Source organism: Nocardia sp. Root136 (genome assembly GCF_001427185.1).
GTDB lineage: Bacteria > Actinomycetota > Actinomycetes > Mycobacteriales > Mycobacteriaceae > Nocardia > Nocardia salmonicida.
The window spans coordinates 594725-615142 of sequence record NZ_LMFE01000001.1; the positions used below are offsets into that span (position 1 = coordinate 594725).

A 20418-nucleotide genomic window follows, 5' to 3' on the forward strand; every position below is an offset into this window, starting at 1 on the left:
ATCAGCACCGGCAAATTGTGGGGTATCGGCCTCGGCCCCGGCGATCCCGAACTGGTGACGGTGAAGGCCGCCCGGCTCATCGCCGAAGCCGATGTGGTCGCGTTCCACAGCGCCAAGCACGGGCGCAGCATCTCCCGCGCCATCGCGGCGCCGTACCTGCGCGCGGGGCAGATCGAGGAGCACCTCGTCTACCCGGTGACGGTGGAGACCACCGATCATCCCGGTGGGTATCAGGGCGCGATCGACGAGTTCTACGAGCAGGCGGCCGCGCGGCTGGCCACCCACCTGGACGCGGGGCGCACCGTCGCCCTGCTCGCCGCCGGTGATCCGCTGTTCTACTCCTCCTATATGCACATGCACCGGCGGCTGGCCGATCGGTTCGATGCCGAGATCGTTCCCGGCATCACCTCGGTCAGCGCGGCGTCGGCGGCGCTGGGCACTCCCCTCGTGGAGGGCGAGCAGGTGCTCACGGTGCTGCCCGGCACCATGCCCGTCGACGAGCTGACCGAGCGCCTGCGCGAGACCGACGCCGCCGCGATCATGAAGCTGGGTCGCACGTTTCCCGGTGTGCGCCAGGCGCTGTCGGATTCCGGTCGGCTGAAGGACGCGTACTACGTTGAACGTGCGAGCAGCACCCGTCAGCGGGTACTCGCCGCGGCCGACGTCGACGAGGCGGACGTGCCGTACTTCTCGATCACCCTCGTCCCCGGTCCGACACCCACCACTCCGATTCCCGCTCGCGGCGCGAATTCCCACGAGCGGCCCGCCGCCCACGATGCGGCCGCAGCGTCCAGTGGCGCGACGACCGCGCCCGATGTCGAACCCGGCGAAGTGGTGGTGGTCGGTCTCGGTCCTGGTGCCGCGGACTGGACGACGCCGCAGGTCAGCGCCGCGTTGGCCGCGGCGACAGACCTCGTCGGGTACACCACCTACATCAATCGGGTGCCCGAGCGGACCGGTCAGCGCAGGCACGCCAGCGACAACAAGGTCGAATCCGAGCGGGCCGCGATGGCGCTCGACCTCGCCAAGCGCGGCGCTCGCGTCGCGGTCGTCTCCTCCGGCGACCCCGGCGTCTTCGCTATGGCGGCGGCCGTGCTCGAGGTGTCGGCCGAGCCGCAGTTCAAGGACGTCCCCGTGCGGGTGCTGCCCGGACTGACAGCCGCCAACGCGGTGGCGAGCCGCGTCGGCGCCCCGCTCGGGCACGACTACGCGATGATCTCGCTGTCGGACCGGCTCAAGCCGTGGGATGTTGTCGCACAACGCCTTTCGGCGGTGGCTGCGGCCGACATGGCCATCGCGATCTACAACCCGGCCTCCTCGCAACGGCGCTGGCAGGTCGCCGCCATGCGTGAGGTGCTGCTCGAACATCGCCCACCACAGACGCCGGTGGTGCTCGGCCGCGATGTCGGCGGGCCGACCGAATCGGTCCGGGTGACCACCCTGGGCGAGCTCGAGCCGGACGAGGTGGACATGCGCACCTTGCTGATCATCGGATCCTCGACCACCACCACCTTCGACACGCCGGAGGGCACCCGCGTTTTCACCTCGCGCAGGTACGGGTCGGTGGAGAGCCGGTAGTCCGCACCGGACAATCAGCAAACCGCACGGTCGGTACCAGCGCCGAGCGGCCGTCGAATCCGCACGGCGGCCACTCCGGCGACCCCACGGCCGACCGCACCCACCGCGATCCTCGGCGGCCCGCACGGTCTGCACGGCCAGACGAGACGCACGTGCGATGGCACACTGGTTCCGCGGGCTTGCCCGTAAGCACAACAGTGTGACAGCTCGTTTCCTGGTTCGATTCCCCAACGCGTCCCCCGTGGACGATGAAAGGATTCACCACGATGAGAGTTCAGCACCACGCACAGAACGCCCTCGGTACCCGATTACGGCGCGGCGTGACGGTCGGTCTGATCGCCGCCGCCATGGCGGTTCCCGTCGCCGGGATCGCGTCGGCCCAGCCGGCCCCACCGGCCCCGCCCGCAGCACCCGCAGCACCCGCGGCACCCGCCGCTCCCGAAGCGCCAGCCGCGCCTGCGGCACCCGCCGCTCCCGCGGCACCCGGCTTGCCCGGCCTGCCGAGTCTGCCCGGGCTTCCCCTCGCCGAGAACGCGACCAGCATCACTTTGACGGTCAACGGCTTGGACGGCGAGCCCATCGCGGTCGATGTCGACACCACGGCGACCGTCAAGGACCTGAAGGCCCTCATCCAGGAGCAGACCGGCGTTCCGGCGGCCGAGCAGCAGCTCGTCACCGAGAGCGAGGTCAAGCTCGAGGACTCCAATACCCTGGCGTCCTACGAACTGGCCGATGGTGACGTCGTGAACCTCGCGTTGGCCTGAGCCTGACGGGTCGATCACCGCGGCGGTGGTGCTCAGCGCGCGAGCACCATCGCCGCACCCCGGTCCGGCGAACACACCGCAACACCGGCACTATTGGTGGACCGCCCACTCAGGCGTAACATTCCACTTAGGAATGTAGTTCGAAGGGAGTTGACCGTTGACCGATATCGCGACACGACGCCGCCCGCTGAACTCCACCGCGGCCTCGCTACTCGGGTTCCTGCACGAGGGCCCGAAGTCGGGCTGGGATCTCGCCACACAGGCCCAGCAACGCATCGGCGACTTCTGGACCATCACACAGAGCCAGGTCTACCGCGAACTGTCCACGATGGACGCGGCGGGCTTGGTGACCAAGGGCGAACGCGGCGCCAGGGAGCGCACGCCGTACCGGATCACCGATATCGGGCGCGACGCGTTCGCCGAGTGGATCGGGCGCGATCCGGGCGCCGAGACCATCCGGGTGCCGCTGCTGCTCACGCTGTCCTTCGGCGAACACCTGGATCCGGCTCATCGCGATCGAATCATCGCCGCCAACAAGAACATTCATCAAGATCGCCTCGACCGCTACCTCGACGAGGACGAAACCGCCCTGGCGCCGCACCAGCGCGCGACCCTCGAGTTCGGCATCGCCTACGAGCGAGCGGTTCTGCACTGGTTCGACCAGTTGCCGACGATCTTCACACCGCCACAGCCTCACTGACCGAGTTCAGCGCACCCGGTGCGAGGCGGACTCGCGCAACCACTCGACGGCGTCGCCGACCTCGGCCACGGTGACCGCGCCCGTGGGCAGCGGCGGCCGGTCGACCATGATCACCGGTAGACCCGCGGTACGGGCGGCGAAGATCTTCGCCTCGGTCTGCTCACCGCCACTGTTCTTGGTGACCAGCACATCGATGCGATGCCGCGACATCAGCACGAGTTCTTCGTCGAAAGTGAACGGCCCACGCGCCAGCAGCAGTTTCGAGCGCGGCGGCAGCGGGACTTCGGGGGCGTCGATGGAGCGGATGACGAAGCCGTGCCCCGTGCACCCGACGAACGCGCCGACCCCCTGGCGGCCGATGGTCAGCAGCACCTGTTCGTCGCGGGCGGTCAGAGCCGCGGCCGCCGACGCGAGATCGGGCACTCTGGTCCACAGGTCGCCGCGCCGCTGCACCCACTCCGGGCGGCGCAGATGCAGCGCGGGGATGTCCAGGTCGGCCGCGGCCGTGGCCGCGTGCGCGCTCACTTTCGCGGCGAAGGGATGGGTGGCGTCCACGACAGCGTCGATCGCGTTCTCGCGTAGCCACGTTCGGAGGCCCTCGACACCACCGAACCCACCCACGCGGACCGCTCCGACCGGCAGCCGCGGGTTGGCGACCCGACCCGCGAGGGAGGACACTATGTCGAGTCCACGCTCGCCGGACGCTCTGCGCGCCAACTCCCTGGCTTCACCGGTGCCGCCGAGGATCAGAACTCTCAGGACAACCCTCCGAAATCATCGGCACCAGCATCGCCATCGAACTTCGAGTACTTCATGTAACTCTCCATCGTGGAAAAACGAACCGGGGGATTACCCGGAACGGCAACGACCCTACCCCCGAGCCCTCGGTTCTACACGTTCGGTCCGAAACTTTTCCGGCGCGCGGACCCTGCGACGACGGATTCATCGTGATCTGCGCGTGATCTGATCGTGATCGGGCTTATTGGTCCATACTCCGGCGACCAGCGGGTTTTCGGACAATCCACTGGGCGACCGGCAGGTGCGGTCGCCAGGCGGTGAACCCGCCGAGCTGTTCGCCTCGATAGATCTGGAATTTGCGCAGGGTCCCGCCGAACCCGGCAGACCAGTCGAGCAGCAGCGCTTCCGATTCCGCGGTGACCGCGTTGGCGACGAGGCGGCCGCCGGGGCGCAGGCGTTGCCAGCACTGCTCGAACATGCCGTCCTGGGTGAGGCCGCCACCGAGAAAGATGGCGTCGGGCGCCGTGATCGTTTCTTCGGCTAACTCTGAGCGCACTTCGCCGCGGATCGTTATTCCCGGCACCCCGAGCGCGTCGATATTGGTCGCGATTTGTTCGCGACGAGTGGGCAGCCGTTCGAACGTGACGGCGCGACACAGCGGATGGGTGCGACACCATTCGATGGCGATGCTGCCCGAGCCGCCGCCGATATCCCACAGCATTTCCCCCGGTGTGGGGGCGAGAGCGGTGACGGTGAGCGCGCGGACCTCGGCCTTGGTGAGCTGGCCGTCACCGGCGAAGGCGGCGTCGGCCAAGCCGGGCAGGCGCGTGTCGCGGCGCGTGTCGGGATCGGCACGGCAGTCGATGGCGACGATGTTGAGCGGGTCGCCACCGGGGTGCGGCCACGCGGCCGCGGGACCGGCGCGCAGGTGTTCGGCGGGGCCGCCGAGTTGTTCGAGGACGGTCACGGTCGAGGCGCCGAACCCGTTGTCGCGCAGTAATTCCGCGATTCTGCTCGGCGTGGTCTCGTCCTCGCTGAGAACGAGAATCCTCCGGCCTTCGGACAATTCGGGCAGGATGGTGGGCAATGGCCGGGCAACCACGCTCACCACCGGAGTTTCCGCCAGTGGCCACCCGAGCCGGGCGCACGCCAGCGATGCAGAGGAGGGCTGCGGGAACACCCGCAATGCCGCCGGGCCGAACCGGCGGGCCAGGGTGACACCGATGCCGTAGAACATGGGATCACCGCTGGCCAGGACGCCGATGCGTCGATCGGCGTTGCGCGCGAACAACTCCGGCAGCGCGGGCAACAGGGGCGTCGGCCACGGCACACGTTCGCTATCGCTCGCCGGGAGCAGCGCCAATTGACGCGGGGATCCGAACACCACGTCGCAGTCGCTGACCGCCTGTCGGGCCGTCTGCCCCAGCCCGGACCAGCCATCGGCGCCGATGCCTGCCACGATGATCGGCTCGCCGGTCCAGCCGGCGGCTTCCGTCTCGGTCACCGTGGCATCCGGCGCCAGACGGATTGCGGGATCAGGCCCATCACGAAGAATGCCAGCGACAGCCGACCGGGAACCACCACTCGGGTCGCGCCCTTGCCGAGGCCGCGGACGACGGCGTCGGCGACCTGGCCGGGGGTACTGGACATGGGGGCCGGGTCCATACCGGTGGTCATTCGGCCGATCACGAAGCCCGAGCGCACCAGCAGCAGCTGCACGCCGGTGCCGTGCAGGGCGTCGCCGAGGCCGCTGGCGAAGCCGTGTAGGCCCGCTTTGGCCGAACCGTAGACATAGTTCGCCCGGCGCACGCGGACGCCCGCGATGGAGCCGAAGACGACGATCTGCCCGGAGCCCTGCGCGCGCATCAGGTCAGCCAGGGTGGTCAGGACGCTGACCTGGGCGACGTAGTCGGTGTGCACGACGGCCACCGCGTGCGCCGGGTCGTGTTCGGCACGGTCCTGATCGCCGAGGACTCCGAACGCGAGCACCGCGGTCGCGATGCCGCCGTGCTCGGCCGCGAGCTTGTCGAGCAGCGGCGCGTGGGTGGCCGTCTCGTCGGCGTCGAATTCCACGGTGTGTACGGCGGTCGCGCCCGCCGCGCGCACCTGCTCGGACTCGGCGTCCAACGCGTCGGCGCGACGAGCCGCCAGGATCACCACCCGTCCGGGTGCCAGCCTGGTCGCCACCTCGAGGCCGATCTCACTGCGCCCGCCCAGGACCAGGACCGGCCCATCGTTCTGCTGCATTCCCATGGCGCCAGTCTGTCATCCGGCCGAGGTGGTCGGATTCGGCCCGCCCCGAAACCCGAGGGGGTCACCGCTGGTCGGCCCGGCTACCGTTTCCGGTATGCCGACCACCACCGCACAGCTGTCCCCCGCCGCACTCGAGTTCGTCACCGAGCGGCACCTGGCCACGCTCACCACGCTGCGCGCCAACGGCACCCCCCACGTGGTCGCGGTGGGATTCACCTGGGATCCCGAGAGCGGGATCGCCCGCGTGATCACCGACGGCGCGTCGGTGAAGGCGCGCAATGCCGCACGCGGCGGCTACGCGGCGGTGAGCCAGGTCGAGGGGCCGCGCTGGCTCACCCTCGAAGGACCGGCCACGGTGCTCGACGACAGCGCCGACGTCGCCGAGGCCGTGCGCCGCTACACCGAGCGCTACCGGGTGCCGCGCGAGAATCCGACACGGGTCGTCGTCGCGATCCAGGTGCGCCGAGTGCTGTCGTCGAGCACGCTGAAATAGCCTGTGCCGCTTACAACACCGTCAGACCGTGCGGCCGGTTGTTCATCGACTCCCCACCGTTGTCGGTGACGACCACGATGTCCTCGATCCGCGCGCCCCATTCGCCGCGGAAATAGATGCCGGGTTCGATGCTGAACGCCATGCCCGGTTCGAGCACCAGGTCGTTGCCCGCCACGATGTAGGGCTCCTCGTGCACCGACAGGCCGATGCCGTGGCCGGTGCGGTGGATGAACGCCTCGCCGAGGCCCGCGTCGGTGAGCACGGCGCGGGCGGCGGCGTCGATGGACTCCGCGCTCACCCCGGGCCGCACCGCCGCCATCGCGGCGGCCTGGGCGGCCTCGAGGACCGCCACCTGTTCGACGATCTGCGGGCTCGGGGTTCCGAGCACGTAGGTGCGGGTCGAGTCGGAGTAGTAGCCGGGCTCGACCGGGCCGCCGATATCGATAACGACCACGTCGCCCTGTTCGATGACGCGATCGGATACCTCGTGGTGCGGGTCGGCGCCGTGCGGGCCGCTGCCGACGATGACGAACGCCGCCTCGGTATGGCCTTCCTCGACGATCGCGGCGGTGATGTCGGCGCTCACCTCGGCCTCGGTGCGACCCGCCCGCAGGAATTCGCCCATCCGCGCGTGCACGCGGTCGATGGCAGCGCCCGCTCGGCGCAGCGCGTCGATCTCGGCGTCGTCCTTGATCATTCGCGACTCACGCAGCACCGGTGTGGCCGAGGCGGGCAGCCCGGTGGTCGATTCGGCGAGCGGGATCAGGTGCAGGGCGGGCATGGCGTCGGCGACCGCGATACGGGAACCGGCATGCAGGATCGAGCGAACCAGTTGGTACGGATCGACGCCGTCGACCCAGTCCAGTACCCGTAGGCCGAGTTCGCCCGCCGCGGAATCACTGAGGGAGGCCAACTCGAGTTTCGGGATCACTACCGCCGGCGTCGAGCCGTCGGCCGGGATCACCAGGCAGGTGAGCCGCTCGTAGGAGTCCGCGGCCGAACCGATCAGGTAGCGCAGGTCGGGGCCCGGAGTGATCAGCAGGGCGTCCAGATGCGCCGCCCGCATCAACTCGACCGCCCGCTCCAGACGCTGACCGTAGACCTTCGCCGCGAACCTGGCATCCGTGTGCGCGCTCATAGGATCCGACGTTACCCGCCCCGAGCCGACGCCAGCCACCGAAGCCCGTCGGCACGGCCACGGGCACGGTGTCGGTGGCTCGGGGCACAATCAGCGGGTGACCGCTGACGAGAGCACCCGTGGACCCCTGTTGATCCTCGACGGCGCCAGCCTCTGGTTCCGCGCCTATTACGCCATCCCCGACAAGCTCAGGGGCGCGGACGGCCGCTCGGTGAACGCGTTGCGCGGATTCACCGACATGGTGGCCTCGCTGGTCACCAAGCATCGCCCGAGCAGGCTCGTCGTCGGTCTCGATCTCGATTGGCGCCCTCCGTTCCGGGTGGCCCTCGTGCCCTCGTACAAGGCGCATCGGCTCGACACGAGCACCAGTGCGGCGCCCGGCGCGGAGGAGGTGCCAGACACCCTCACCCCGCAGGTCGAGATGATCCTCGAGGTGCTGGCCGCGGCGGGCATCGCCACCGGCGGCGCGGAAGGTCTGGAGGCCGACGATGTGCTCGGCACCCTCGCGAGCAGGGAGCGCACCGATCCGGTTGTCGTCGTCAGCGGTGACCGCGACCTGCTGCAGTTGGTGCGCGACGAGCCCGCCCCACCGGTCCGGGTGCTCTACGTCGGCCGTGGCCTGGCCAAGGCCGAACTGTTCGGGCCCGCGGAGCTGTCGGCGAAATACGGTGTGCCCGAACAGAATGCGGGCCCGGCCTACGCCGACATGGCGACGCTGCGCGGCGACGCCTCCGACGGCTTGCCCGGTGTGGCGGGCATCGGCGACAAGTCCGCCGCCCAACTGATCACGAAGTTCGGCTCGCTCGACGCGCTCATGGACGCCGTCGCCGATCCGGGTTCCGATATCGCCAAGGGTGTGCGCGCGAAACTCGTTGCCGCGCAGGACTATCTGAAGGTTGCCGCACCGGTGGTGCGGGTGGTCCGCGACGCCGATGTCATCCTGTCGCGTCCGGATGTATTGCCCGCCACCCCCGTCGACCCCGACCGGCTGCTCGCATTGGCTACCGCGCACAACGCCGAGAGCCCGATCACCCGGCTGGTCACCGCCTTGACCGCGGCACACGCCGACTGACCCGGCCGAGGCGAGCCAGCGGTCGCCCCGGTCGACGACACCGGGCCGCCCGCGTAGTCGCGGACGGCCCGGAAAACGTAGTGCGAGCGCCTAGTTGGGGCGGCCGACCTCGTAGGTGCCATCGTCCTTGGTGATCTTGACGGTGACCTTCTTCGCCTCACCGCTGACCTTCAGGTCGCAGGTGAAGGTCGCGTCGACCTCGACGGCCTGACCGGACGGGCAGCTGACATCGGAGACGTCGGCGATGCCGTAGGAGTCCTTCAGCACGCGCGAGACACCGTCCTGCACGGCAACGTTGTCGAGTTCGTCGGAGGAGAACACGACCAGGAGCAGGCCGATGACCGCGGCGATGACGAGCACGCCCGCGATGACGAGCCCGATGATCAGACCCTTGCTCTTGCCACCGGAGGACTGCTGCGGCTGCTGGCCCCACTGCTGCTGCGGTGCGGGCTGCTGCCCCCACTGCTGCTGCGGCGGCGGCTGCTGTCCCCATTGCTGCTGCGGGTTGGCGGCCTGGTTGTTCCAGTCCTGCGGAGGCGGCTGGGTCTGACCCCACTGCTGCTGCGGTCCGGTCGGTTGCTGCGGCGGCACGCCACCCTGCTGCGGCTGCTGACCCCACGGCTGCTGCGGCTGCTGGGGCTGTTGTCCCCACTGCTGCTGCGGCTGCTGCTGGTTCGGATCGCCCCACTGCTGGGTGGGCTGGGCGCCCTGTTGCGGCGGCTGTTGCGCGCCGCCCCAGTGCTGGGTGGGACCGGCGCCACCGGCCCCCTGCTGACCCCCCCAGTGCTGGGTGGGATCGTTGTTCCCCTCCCCGGGGTTGTTCGGTCCGTAAGGGCCGCTCATCCACTCGCCTCCACTCGCATTATTAGTCCATACGGTAGCCCCCCGCGCCGGGCCTGCCGCATTCGCACGACATCCGCCTCACGGTCGGTACGCGAAGAAATCAAATCACAGACGTCCCGACTACGCGGCGTCCACCGCGACGACACCCCGCCGCACGGCGCGCACCGCCTTGGCCGCGGTGGACGCGACCTCGGGGTCGTCGGCGGTGTTGTGGATCTGATCGAGCAGGTCGATCACCTGCCTGCACCACCGCACGAAATCGCCCGCCGACATCGTGGTGCCCTGGTCGCCACTGGCCAGCAACGCCTCGGCCAACGCGTCACCGCGCGCCCATTTGTACACCCCGGTGACGAACCCCAGATCGGGTTCGCGGGTGGGCGGAAGTTTGTGTCGCGCCTCGTCGGAGCGCAGGTCCGACCACACTTCGATGGTGGCCGCGATCGCCCGGCGGATCGGATCGGTCGGCCCCGCAGGCGTCAGCAGGCCGGTCTCCTGGCGCGATTCGTAGACCAGCGTCGATACCACCGCGGCGAGCTCGGCGGGCCCGAGCCCGCGCCACAGACCCTGACGCAAGGCCTCGGCGACCACGAGATCGCTTTCGGCATAGATCCGGGCCAGTCGCCTGCCGTCGGCGGTCACCTCACCGTGGGCGACGAACCCGCGTTCCTCGAGCAGTCCGACGATCCGGTCGAAGGTGCGCGCCAGCGAGTTCGTGGTCGCGGCAACCTTCTGGCGCATCGTCTCGGTCTCGCGGGCGAGCCGCGAATACCGCTCGCCGGTGCGGCTCAGTTGCTCGCGATCGGGACGATCGTGCGCGGGATGGGATCGCAGGCTGCGCCGCAGCGTCGAGAGTTGACGATCTTCGCCGCCGCGAACACGGTCGTTGCGCTTGCCCCTGCGCGGAGCCGAGATCCCGGTGCCGCGCAACGCCGAGGCCAGATCGCGGCGAATGCGCGCGGTGCGGTGGTCGACCCGGCGCGGCAGATCCATCCGCCCCAGCGCTTCGGCGGGCTCCGGGAAATCGGCCGCGGACACGCGCCCGGCCCAGTGGTCCTCGGTCAGCACCAGCGGACGCGGGTCGCCGGGGGTCTGGTCGGGTTCGAGGATCACCGCGAGCCCGGAACGTTTGCCCACCGGGATCGACACCACGTCGCCGCGACGCAAACCGATCAGCGCTTTCACCGCCGCGCCGCGCCGATCGGCTCGGCCCTGCTGCTGGATATCGCGCTCACGCTGCTTGATCCGGTCGCGCAGCGACAGGTACTCCATGAAATCGCCGCCGACGCCACCGAGCTGACTCTCCAGCTTGCGCAGCGCGCCCTCGTTGCGTTCGATGCCACGGACGAGCCCCACCACCGACCGGTCGGCCTGGAACTGGGCGAACGACCGTTCGAGCAGGGTTCGAGCCTCCTGGGCGCCCATGCGGTCGATCAGGTTGATCGACATGTTGTAGCCGGGCCGGAACGAGCTGCGCAGCGGATAGGTGCGAGTGGAGGCGAGACCCGCGACCGCACTGGTGTCGACCTCGGGCTGCCACAGCACCACAGCGTGACCCTCGACGTCGATGCCGCGCCTGCCCGCGCGACCGGTGAGCTGGGTGTATTCGCCGGGCGTGAGCTCGGCGTGGGTTTCACCGTTGAACTTCACCAGGCGCTCGAGGACCACGGTGCGAGCGGGCATATTGATGCCGAGCGCCAGGGTTTCGGTGGCGAACACCGCGCGCACCAGCCCCTTGACGAACAGTTCCTCGACGGTGTGCCGGAACGCGGGCAGCATGCCCGCGTGATGGGCGGCGAGGCCGCGGTGCAGCGCCTCGCGCCACTCCCAGAAGCCGAGTACCTCCAGATCGCCCTTGGGCAGATCGCCGGTGTGCTTCTCGATGATCTCGTCGATCTGCTCGGTCTCACCGCGCCGACTCAGATCGAGCCGGGCGCGCAGGCACTGGGCCAGCGCGCCGTCACAGCCCGCGCGGCTGAAGATGAACGTGATCGCGGGCAGCAGGTTTTCCTCGTCGAGGCGAGCGAGGACATCCGGTCGGGGCAGCGGACGGAAGTTGCCACCGCGACCGCCACGACCGCGCGGCCCGCCGTAGCCGTGCATCCGGTCGGCGCTCTCGCGCTGACGGATGAACCGTACGAGGTCTTCGTCGACAACGACCTTGCGATCGCTGGACTTGGTGTCGAACAGGTCGAACATCCGCCGACCGACCATCACGTGCTGCCACAGCGGCACCGGCCTGGTCTCGTCGACCACCACCGCGGTGTCACCGCGCACGGTTTCCATCCACGCGCCGAATTCCTCGGCGTTGGACACCGTCGCCGACAGGCTCACCAGTCGCACATCCGGCGGCAGGTGCAGGATCACTTCCTCCCACACCGCGCCACGGAATCGGTCGGCCAGGTAGTGCACCTCGTCCATCACCACATAGGACAGTCCGTGCAGCGAGTCCGAGGACGCGTAGAGCATGTTGCGCAGCACCTCGGTGGTCATCACGACCACCGGCGCGCCGGGGTTGATCGACTGGTCACCGGTGAGCAGGCCGACACTGTCGCGGCCGTAGCGGGCGGTGAGATCGGCGAACTTCTGATTCGACAGCGCCTTGATCGGCGTGGTGTAGAAGCACTTTCCGCCCGAGGCGAGCGCCATGTGTACGGCGAACTCACCGACGATCGTCTTGCCCGCACCGGTGGGGGCGCACACGAGCACGCTGTGCCCGTCTTCCAACGCCGCGCACGCGGTGCTCTGGAAGGGGTCCAGATCGAACGAGATTTCACCGGCGAATTTCGCCAGTTCGCTGGGCAGCCCCGGAGTGTCGGTCACCCCTCAGAGCGTATCGGAGTAGTCCGACACCGGGCGCGTGGTTTTCTCCGGCTCGCCCACCGGATCGGTGGCCGCCACGGGTTCGGGGTTCTCCAGCGGTGAGGCTTGTTCGTCGTCGAGCGGGCCCCAGCCCTCCTTCGCCTCCCGGCGCGCCTTGCGGGCGTCGCTGAACCGCGCGAACTGCACCGCGAACTCGAACAGCACGGTCAGCGCGATCGCCAGCGCGAGCATGGAGAACGGGTCCTGCGGGGTGACGATCGCGGCGAAGACGAACAGGCCGAAGATCATCCCGCGCCGCCAGGCCTTGAGCTTGGTGTAGGGCAGCACCCCGACCAGGTTCAGCCCGATGATGATCAACGGCGTCTCGAAACTGACGCCGAAGATGATCAGCAACTGGATGATGAACCCGAAGTATTGATTACCGCTGAGCGCGGTGATCTGGACGTTGTCGCCGATGGTCATCAGGAACGACAAGGCGTGTGAGACAACCACATAGGCCAGCACAGCGCCCGACACGAACAGCACCGAGCCCGTGACTACGAACCCGACCGCGTACCTGCGCTCCTTGGCGTACAGCCCCGGGGTGATGAACGCCCACAGCTGATACAGCCAGAACGGCGTCGCGATCACCACACCGGCGGTGAACCCGACCTTCAGCCGGAGCATGAACTGGTCGAATGGTCCGGTAGCGAGCAATCGACAGGCGCCGTCGGGAGTCAGGCTCGCCCGCGCCGATGCGGGCAGCGCGCAGTAGGGGCCACGCAGGATTTCGCCCAGGCTCTCCATCCCGAAGAGAGTGTGCGCGTACCAGAAGAAGCCGATCAGGGTGGTCACCGCGATCGCGGCCAGCGCGAGCAGCAGCCGTGTGCGCAGTTCCTGCAGGTGCTCGACCAACGACATGGTGCCGTCGGGATTCGTCCTGCGCTTGGTGCGCCGGGGATCGAACGGGATGCGCATGGTGGGTGGTGGCCTCTAACCCTCGGTTCGGCGGATGCTCGGCGGCAACTTGTGACCAGACAGCACTTCGCCCCGGGGCGGTGGCATCCGTCCCGGGGTGATGGCCGAGGTCAGAGGGTTTTGTGGCCCTGCTGCGGTTCGACGATCGGGGTCTGCGCCTGCGGGGCGGACGCGGACAACTGCTGCGGCGGCGCGGGGGCGGACGTGGTGGTCTGCGGTGCGTCGGACGTCGCCGACTCCGCCTGCATCTGTCCGACCTCGCTCTTGAAGATGCGCAGCGAGCGGCCCAGACCGCGTGCCGCGTCGGGAAGCCGCTTCGCGCCGAAGAGCAGAACGAACAGCAACGCGATGATCAGCAGGTGCGTCCAGCTGAACGTGCCCATTATCAGATACCTCCAAAGACTGTGGTGATTACCGATGCTACCTGTGTTCGGACCGTGGCGGACGCCCAGCCGCATCGGTGTTCGCCACGCGTTCAATCCGCGACAGCGACCGCCGCCCCGGTCAGCTCGGCGAGCAACCGGCTTCCGGTGAACCGTGCGGTATCGCCGGACTCGGCGATCCTGATCAGTTCCGTCAACTTCCGGTTGACCGGCGTGGGATGTCCCACCATCTCGCCGAGGCGCACGATTTCCCCACACAGCCATGCGATTTCGGTGCGCCGGCCGAGTGCCAGGTCATCGGCCATCGACGAGCGCGCGAGCGGGTCGATGGCGAGCACCCGGCCGAACACCCGCCGGAAGACGGAGTCGGGAACACGCAGTAGATGCACCATCAACTCGGGTGGAACGGGGGTGAGCTGCGCGGGCCGAATTCGCGCAGTGTTCATCACGGCGAGGGCTTCGGACTGCGTGAGGGCGAGGCAGCGGCGGTAGTCGCGTTCGGCGAGTTCCTCGCGCAATGGTCTGCCCGACAGCGCGTTGATCGGGTTGTTCAGATTGAGCAGCAGTTTCGCCCATTGCACCGGACGCAGGTCGCGGTGGCGGCGCAGCGGCAGTCCCGCCGCCCGGAAACCGTCGGCGAAGCGGTCGACGACCTTGTCGTCCTGGATCGCGACGTCGCCTTCGCTGGCGCGGTGGAAACACCCGCGACCGCTGTGCACCACGTTGAACATCACCATCCCGGCCAGGGCGATGCTGGTCGGCAGGATCTCTCTGATCACGCTGGCGTTGCCGATGCCGTTCTGCAGGCTCACCACCGGCGTGCCGGGGCGTAATCGGCCCGCGACGGCACGAACGGCGGCGGCGGTGTCGGCCGATTTCACGGTCACCAGGACCAGGTCGGCCAACTCGGGTTCGTCCGGTTCGAGCGCGAGGCCGAACCGGTCGGGCGCGACCTCGGTCGAACCGCCGTCCAGATCGGTCAGGCGCAGGCCGTGCTCGGCGATGTCGTCGAGGATCCGCTGACGACCGACGAAGATCACGTCCATGCCCGCGGCGGCCAGATGACCGCCGATGAACACCCCGACGCTGCCCGCACCGAGGACAAGTACTCGCTGACTCACGCGGGTTCGGTCTCCCCCACCAGTCCGGCGGCCGCGTAGGCGGCCAGGGCGGCGTCGGCGCGCGAGCGCACCGCCGTCACCAGTTCCGGTGGCCCGAGCACGGTGACGCCGGTCCCGAAGCCGAGCAGCAGCCGGGCCATCCAGTCCGGCGAGGCGAAGCGCATACCCGCCTCGATGCTGCCGTCGGCGCGCGATTCGATGCGGTGCATCGGGTACTGGTCGAGCACCCACGCGTAATCGGCGCGGATCCGCAGCCGGGCCAGCGGCACGTCGGGGTCGTCCTGGAACAGGTCGAGTGCGGCCGCGTCGGTGGCGGCGTGGCTCGGCGGGTGGGCCGGTTCGTCGAGTTCGGTGGCGTCCTCGATCCGATCGAACCGGAACAGGCGAACGCCTTCGGCCTGCCTGCACCAGGCCTGCAGGTAGCTGTTGTTGTCGACCAGCACCACCCGAATCGGGTCGACGATGCGCTCGGACACCTCGTCGCGGCTGGCGGAGTAGTAGACCAGGCGCAGGGCCCGCGCGTCGGCCAGCGCCGCGCGCACGGTCGCGACCACCGGCTTCTCGACGGGGACCTCGACCGGTTTGCCCGCGACCACCGCATCGGTGCTGGCGATCGCCGATTCGATCTTGGCGATGGCGGCGTGCGCGGCGGTCGGGTCGACCATGCCCGGCATCTCCACGATCGAGCGAAGCGCCACCAGCAGCGCGGTGGCCTCGGTGGAGGTCAACCGCAGCGGCCGTTCGATCCCGGCCGAGAAGGTGACCTCGATGCTCTCCTCGGAGAACGACAGGTCGATCAGATCGCCGGGGCCGTAGCCCGGCAGACCGCACATCCACAGCTGGTTGAGGTCGCTCATCAGCTGTTTGGTGGTGACACCCAGTTCCGCGGCGGCCTCGGCCGCGCTGATACCCGGGTGCGCGAGTAAGTACGGCACCATGTTCAGCAGGCGCGAAAGTCGTAGGGAAAGGCGCGAACTCACGACGTGACCTCCGTGTGGTCGAGTACCGACCGTAGCCGGTCCATCACATCGGCGCGCAGTTCCGGTGGTTCGAGAACGAGGACATCGGGGCCGAGGCCGGTGATCAACCGGGCCACCCAGTCCCTGGATCGGACCGGCACCTCGAGCACCGAGCCGGGGCGACCGCCCAGATCGCGGGTCTCGACTTCGGTGCCGATGCGGCGCAATTCGCGCCCACGGCCCTTGGCGACCCACACGGTGGCCGACCCGGTGACGGGGGCATCGCCGGTGACCCGGTCGACGATCGCGCGCAGATCGGTGTGCGCGGGCTTGTGCACCGCGTCGACCGGACCGTACGGCCGCACCTGGCCACCGATCCGCGACAGCCGGAACGTGCGAACGGCGTCACGTTCGCGGTCGTGCCCGACGAGGTACCAGCGCCCGTGCCGGGTCACCACGCCCCACGGTTCGACATCGCGGGTCACGAACGGATCGGTGACGGCACTGTGGTGGCCGAAACGCACCGCCTGGCCCGCATCGATCGCGGCGAGCAGTTCCCGCAACACCGGCTCCGACCCGCGGGTGCGCGCGGGCACCGCGGGAACCGACACCCCGACGTTGTCGGTCTCGACGGTGACACCGGCCGCGCGCAACTTCAACAGCGCGCCCTCGGCCGCGCCCGCCAATTCCGGCGAGGCCCACATCTGCACCGCGACGGCGACCGCTGCGGCTTCCTCGCTGGACAGGTCGATATCGGGCAGCTCGTAGGCGTCCCGGTTGATCCGATACCCCTCGAGTGTCGAGAACCTTCCCACCGGACCGACTTCCAAGGGGATGCCCAAGTCGCGCAGTTCGTTCTTGTCGCGCTCGAACATCCGGCTGAACGCCTCGTCGGTCGCGGAGTCCTCGTAACCGGCCACACTGGCGCGAATACGTTCCGCGCTCAGGAACTGCCTGGTCGACAGCAGCGCGATGACCAGATTCATCAGCCGCTCGACCTTGGATATCGCCACCCGATAGAGGGTAATGGTCGCGCCCTCTACCCCGCGCGTCGGCGCACAGTTGTGCCGCGGCCGGGGACCATGGACAGCGCCCCCATCGAAAGGACCCACGATGCTCGTCGCCTTCTCCGTCGCCCCCAGCGGTGCCGCCCACGCCGACGGCTCGGTCGGCGAAGCTGTCGCCGCGGCCGTTCGCGTGGTCCGCGATTCCGGCCTCCCGAACCGCACCGACGCGATGTTCACCACCATCGAAGGCGAGTGGGACGAGGTGATGGCGGTGATCAAGGCCGCCACCGACGCCATCCTCGCCACCGCCCCGCGCTGCAGTCTGGTCCTCAAGGCCGACCTCCGCCCCGGCGTCACCGACGCTCTGAACTCCAAGGTCGACACCGTCGAGCGCATACTCGCCGAGGGCTAGTTCCGGTCGGTGGATGAGACACTGTGACGGTGGACCTACGTCTGACATGCCGTGCCGCGGGCATCGGCGTGGTGGCGCTCAGCGAGCACGTCGGTCGCGCTCGTCCCCATCGCGCCGTTCCCACGCTGTCCGCGCGGTTGGTCGTGAGCCTCGGCGCCCCGATCGAGGTCGACTACGACGGACGGACCCTCAACGCCCAGGCGGTGGTGGCCGGATTGATGCGGCCCGGGATCGCGACGCCGGTCACGACCCTGATGCCGGGGCAGCCGACGGCCTATGTCGAGTTGTCGGCCGCGGCCTTGCGCAGGCTGATCGGCATGCCGCTGAGCGAGGTGGACGCGGGCGGTGTCATCGCCGATGCTGTTGTGCCGTGGGTGAACTCGCTGTGCGAGGAGTTGGCGGACCGTCCCGTCGGTCACCGCGAGGCGCTGCTGCGAATCCGGCTCCTCGACCAGCTGTACCGCACCGATCCCGACACCCGAGCCGACGACGCCTACCGAGCGCTGGACCTGATCCGAGCCGGTAGCGGGACGGCTTCGATCGACGATCTCGCGCACGAGGTGCACCTGAGCCCCCGGCGATTGCGCCACGTGATGCGACGCTCCCTGGGGATCACCCCGAAGTTCGCCTCGCGCGTCGCCCGTATGGAGTCCGCGGTGGGCCGTGCGGGTACAGGCGCTGCCACCTGGGCGCAAGTGGCAGCCGATTCGGGCTACCACGACCAGAGCCACCTCGTGCACGACTTCCGCGACCTCATGAACACCACGCCCACCGACTGGCTCGACGAAGAGGGCCGAAATCTACAAGGCCGACAACGCCCCACTCGGTGAGCATGGAGGGATGAACAACCACCTGGTCCCCAAGCTGCTGGTCTCCGATGCGCAGGCAGCGATCACCTTCTACACCGAAGCCCTCGGAGCCGAGGTGCGTCTTCGAGTCGCCGATGACCACGGCGTGGTGAACCATGCCGAACTCACGCTCGGCGCTGTCGTCTTCGCCTTGGCGCAGAGTGTCGAGGAGTGGGGGTGGTCCGATCCCCGATCGCTGGGCGGCTCGCCCGTCCTGCTCGAGCTCACCGTTGCCGACCCGGACGCCGTAGCGCACCGGATGGTGCGCTACGGCGCCGAGTTGGTGATCCCCGTCGAGAACCGCCCTTACGGCAAGCGCCAGGGCCGGGTGGAGGACCCGTTCGGCCATCTATGGGTCATCAGCGGAGAACTCCGCTAGTCAGAGGAGGAAGCGGGCGATGGAATCGGCCACACACGCCGGGCGGGGCGCGTTCTCGAGTTCGACGGTGACGTGGCGATGGATCTGGACGCCGCCGGGAACTTCGGTGACCTCGGTGAGGGTGAGATGGGCGCGGATGCGGCTGTCGACGGGAACAGGCGTGAGAAAACGAACTCGGTCGAAGCCGTAGTTGATGCCGACCTTCGCGGCGCTGACGCTCATGATCTGTTGGGTCATCGGCACGATCAGCGACAGGGTGAGCAGCCCGTGGGCGATGGTGGTGCCGTACGCGCCCGCGGCGGCGCGTTCGGCGTCGACATGGATCCACTGGTGGTCGCCGGTGGCTTCGGCGAACAGGTCGATGCGGCGCTGGTCGATGGTGACCCACTCGCTGGGGCCCAGTTCGGTTCCGACCGCGGCGCGCACGGCGTCGAAATCGGCGAAATCCGTTGTCATGCCGCTCCTCCGAAACGTTGGCGCAGTTCGCGCTTGAGAACCTTGTGGGTGGGACCGAGCGGTAGCTCGGTGACGAATTCGACGCGGCGCGGGTACTTGTACTTCGCGACCTGCGCCTTGGCGAAGTCGATCACATCCTGCTCGGTCAGCGCGCCGTCCGGCACGACGACCGCCACGACCTCCTCACCGTAGTGCGGGTCGGGCACGCCGATCACCGCGACCTGCGCGATGTGCGGGTGCCGCATGAGGGCCGCTTCCACCTCGGTCGGATAGACGTTGAAGCCACCGCGCAGGATCATCTCCTTGATCCGGTCGACGATGCGCACCCGGCCGGTTTCGTCGCGGGTACCGAGATCGCCGGTCCGGAACCAGCCGTCGATCACGGCCGCCGCGGTCGCCTCCGGCCTGCCGGTGTAGCCGCTGAACACGTTGTGCCCGCGCACCACCACCTCCCCCACGGCGCCGATGGGCAGCAACTCGATGCGATCGGCGATCGCGGGATCGGCGATCTCCACGTCGACTCCCCACACCGGATGTCCCACGGTGCCCGCTTCGGTGCCGAAGCACGGCTGGTTCACCGCGGCGGTCGGCGAGGTCTCCGACAGGCCGTATCCCTCGAGCACCGGCGCGTGGAAAACGCTCTCGAATTCCTCGAGCACGGCCACGGGCAGTGCGGCGCCACCGCTGATGCACAGTTTCAGCTCCGGCAATCGCGGTGCCGATGCCGCCGCCTCGATCAGCGACAGATACATGGTGGGCACACCGTGGAACAGGTTGACCCGCTCGGCCGCCATCAGCGAAATAGCCGCGACCGCATCGAATCTCGGCATCAGCACCAGGGTGCCGCCGACCCGCCAGTGCGAGTTCATCGACACCGTCTGCCCGAACACGTGGAACAGCGGCAGCGCGCCGAGTGCGATGTCGTCGCGGTGGATCTCATTGGCGTCGAACGTGTTCACCGTCGCGCACATCACCATATTGAGATGGCTGAGTTCGGCTCCCTTGGGCGTTCCGGTGGTGCCGCTGGTGTAGAAGACGACCGCGGTATCGAGGGGACCACGGGAGACGAAGTTCGCAATCGCCTCGCCGACCAGGTCTTCGGGCGCCACCACATCGATGCCCGCGTTGCGAGCGGCTTCGGTACCCGTGGCAGCGACCATCGGATGACAGATCAGCGACGAGGCGCCGCTGTCGCGCAGCACGTACTCCATTTCCGGCGCGGTGAGCAGCAGATGCACGGGCACCACCGTCGCGCCCGCGGCCAGGATGGCGAAGTAGGCGCGCGGGAAGTCGGCAGTGTTCGGACACAGCAGCCCGACCCGGTCACCGGGCTTCACTCCACGCGCGATCAGGGCGCCTGCTTGTTCGCGGGCCTGGCGCCACAGATCGGCGAAGGTGATGCGGGTGTCGCCTTCGATCAGGGCGAGGTGGTTCGGTCGGCGACGGGCTGGTTCGGCGAGGATGCTCGCCAGGGACAGAGTGGCGTTCACGGTCTTC

The 20418-nt window shown here is 68.9% G+C and carries 21 protein-coding genes; 8 read left to right on the plus strand and 13 right to left on the minus strand.

Going from position 1 to position 20418, the window contains the following annotated elements; genetic code table 11:
* The 3 genes from cobJ (at position 1) to ASD42_RS02920 (ending at position 3042) form a co-directional block, all read left to right on the plus strand.
* Positions 1-1578 carry a precorrin-3B C(17)-methyltransferase gene (cobJ, locus tag ASD42_RS02910; protein ID WP_056815264.1) on the plus strand — a complete coding sequence of 526 codons (1578 nt, stop codon included), beginning with the start codon at positions 1-3 and terminating at the stop codon, positions 1576-1578.
* Positions 1579-1844: 266 nt separating this feature from the next.
* Positions 1845-2342: a ubiquitin-like domain-containing protein gene (locus ASD42_RS35100; RefSeq protein WP_162256190.1), complete on the plus strand. Its 498-nt coding sequence runs from the start codon at positions 1845-1847 to the stop codon at positions 2340-2342.
* 157 nt (positions 2343-2499) lie between these two features.
* Positions 2500-3042, plus strand: coding sequence for a PadR family transcriptional regulator (locus tag ASD42_RS02920; RefSeq protein ID WP_056809840.1), 543 nt, complete (start codon positions 2500-2502; stop codon positions 3040-3042).
* Between the two features lie 6 nt (positions 3043-3048).
* Here the strand turns inward: ASD42_RS02920 and ASD42_RS02925 are convergent, their stop codons facing one another.
* The 3 genes from ASD42_RS02925 to ASD42_RS02935 all read right to left on the minus strand — a co-directional run bounded on the left by ASD42_RS02925 (position 3049) and on the right by ASD42_RS02935 (position 6033).
* On the minus strand, positions 3049-3801 hold the full coding sequence (locus tag ASD42_RS02925; RefSeq protein WP_056809842.1) for a cobalt-precorrin-6A reductase: 753 nt from the start codon (positions 3799-3801) through the stop codon (positions 3049-3051).
* Positions 3802-4021: 220 nt separating this feature from the next.
* Entirely contained in the window at positions 4022-5302 is a 1281-nt protein-coding gene (locus tag ASD42_RS02930) for a bifunctional cobalt-precorrin-7 (C(5))-methyltransferase/cobalt-precorrin-6B (C(15))-methyltransferase (protein ID WP_056809844.1), read from the minus strand.
* Complete coding sequence (locus tag ASD42_RS02935; protein ID WP_156677375.1) at positions 5281-6033, minus strand: SDR family NAD(P)-dependent oxidoreductase; 753 nt, start codon at positions 6031-6033, stop codon at positions 5281-5283. The genes ASD42_RS02930 and ASD42_RS02935 overlap by 22 nt, the downstream gene beginning before the upstream one ends.
* 94 nt (positions 6034-6127) lie before the next feature.
* Here ASD42_RS02935 and ASD42_RS02940 point away from each other — a divergent pair, with 94 nt between their 5' ends.
* A complete protein-coding gene (locus tag ASD42_RS02940) occupies positions 6128-6526 on the plus strand; it encodes a TIGR03618 family F420-dependent PPOX class oxidoreductase (protein ID WP_056809846.1) in 399 nt (132 codons plus the stop codon).
* Positions 6527-6536: 10 nt separating this feature from the next.
* On the opposite strand, the gene ASD42_RS02945 is transcribed toward ASD42_RS02940, so the two are convergent.
* Entirely contained in the window at positions 6537-7664 is a 1128-nt protein-coding gene (locus tag ASD42_RS02945) for a M24 family metallopeptidase (RefSeq protein WP_056809848.1), read from the minus strand.
* Positions 7665-7761: 97 nt separating this feature from the next.
* Between ASD42_RS02945 and ASD42_RS02950 the strand changes: the two genes are divergently transcribed.
* On the plus strand, positions 7762-8736 hold the full coding sequence (locus tag ASD42_RS02950) for a 5'-3' exonuclease (protein WP_056809850.1): 975 nt from the start codon (positions 7762-7764) through the stop codon (positions 8734-8736).
* A gap of 90 nt (positions 8737-8826) precedes the next feature.
* Here the strand turns inward: ASD42_RS02950 and ASD42_RS02955 are convergent, their stop codons facing one another.
* The 7 genes from ASD42_RS02955 to ASD42_RS02985 all read right to left on the minus strand — a co-directional run bounded on the left by ASD42_RS02955 (position 8827) and on the right by ASD42_RS02985 (position 16832).
* Positions 8827-9579 (minus strand): DUF4333 domain-containing protein, encoded by a 753-nt coding sequence (locus ASD42_RS02955; RefSeq protein ID WP_056809853.1) that lies wholly within the window; start codon positions 9577-9579, stop codon positions 8827-8829.
* A 120-nt stretch (positions 9580-9699) separates the two neighbouring features.
* Complete coding sequence (locus ASD42_RS02960) at positions 9700-12399, minus strand: DEAD/DEAH box helicase (RefSeq protein WP_056809855.1); 2700 nt, start codon at positions 12397-12399, stop codon at positions 9700-9702.
* 3 nt (positions 12400-12402) lie between these two features.
* Positions 12403-13356, minus strand: coding sequence for a twin-arginine translocase subunit TatC (gene tatC / locus ASD42_RS02965; RefSeq protein WP_056809857.1), 954 nt, complete (start codon positions 13354-13356; stop codon positions 12403-12405).
* A gap of 110 nt (positions 13357-13466) precedes the next feature.
* The gene (gene tatA, locus ASD42_RS02970) at positions 13467-13739 is read right to left on the minus strand and encodes a Sec-independent protein translocase subunit TatA (RefSeq protein ID WP_056809859.1); all 273 of its coding nucleotides are present in this window, start codon (positions 13737-13739) and stop codon (positions 13467-13469) included.
* Positions 13740-13831: 92 nt separating this feature from the next.
* The gene (locus ASD42_RS02975; protein ID WP_056809861.1) at positions 13832-14860 is read right to left on the minus strand and encodes a 2-dehydropantoate 2-reductase; all 1029 of its coding nucleotides are present in this window, start codon (positions 14858-14860) and stop codon (positions 13832-13834) included.
* On the minus strand, positions 14857-15840 hold the full coding sequence (locus ASD42_RS02980) for a helix-turn-helix transcriptional regulator (RefSeq protein WP_056809863.1): 984 nt from the start codon (positions 15838-15840) through the stop codon (positions 14857-14859). The genes ASD42_RS02975 and ASD42_RS02980 overlap by 4 nt, the downstream gene beginning before the upstream one ends.
* Positions 15837-16832, minus strand: a complete 996-nt coding sequence (locus ASD42_RS02985; protein WP_082843757.1) for a helix-turn-helix transcriptional regulator — start codon at positions 16830-16832, stop codon at positions 15837-15839. Before ASD42_RS02985 ends, ASD42_RS02980 begins: the two co-directional genes overlap by 4 nt.
* Before the next feature lie 100 nt (positions 16833-16932).
* Between ASD42_RS02985 and ASD42_RS02990 the strand changes: the two genes are divergently transcribed.
* From ASD42_RS02990 to ASD42_RS03000, 3 genes are read left to right on the plus strand one after another with little or no spacing between them, the layout of a single operon-like run.
* The gene (locus ASD42_RS02990) at positions 16933-17238 is read left to right on the plus strand and encodes a thiamine-binding protein (protein ID WP_056809867.1); all 306 of its coding nucleotides are present in this window, start codon (positions 16933-16935) and stop codon (positions 17236-17238) included.
* A 29-nt stretch (positions 17239-17267) separates the two neighbouring features.
* Positions 17268-18068 (plus strand): helix-turn-helix domain-containing protein, encoded by an 801-nt coding sequence (locus ASD42_RS02995; protein WP_056815269.1) that lies wholly within the window; start codon positions 17268-17270, stop codon positions 18066-18068.
* 10 nt (positions 18069-18078) lie between these two features.
* Positions 18079-18465: a VOC family protein gene (locus ASD42_RS03000; RefSeq protein ID WP_056809869.1), complete on the plus strand. Its 387-nt coding sequence runs from the start codon at positions 18079-18081 to the stop codon at positions 18463-18465.
* Here the strand turns inward: ASD42_RS03000 and ASD42_RS03005 are convergent, their stop codons facing one another.
* Entirely contained in the window at positions 18466-18921 is a 456-nt protein-coding gene (locus tag ASD42_RS03005) for a MaoC family dehydratase (protein WP_056809872.1), read from the minus strand.
* A complete protein-coding gene (locus ASD42_RS03010) occupies positions 18918-20411 on the minus strand; it encodes a long-chain-fatty-acid--CoA ligase (RefSeq protein WP_056809874.1) in 1494 nt (497 codons plus the stop codon). The genes ASD42_RS03005 and ASD42_RS03010 overlap by 4 nt, the downstream gene beginning before the upstream one ends.
* Positions 20412-20418: the final 7 nt, after the last annotated feature.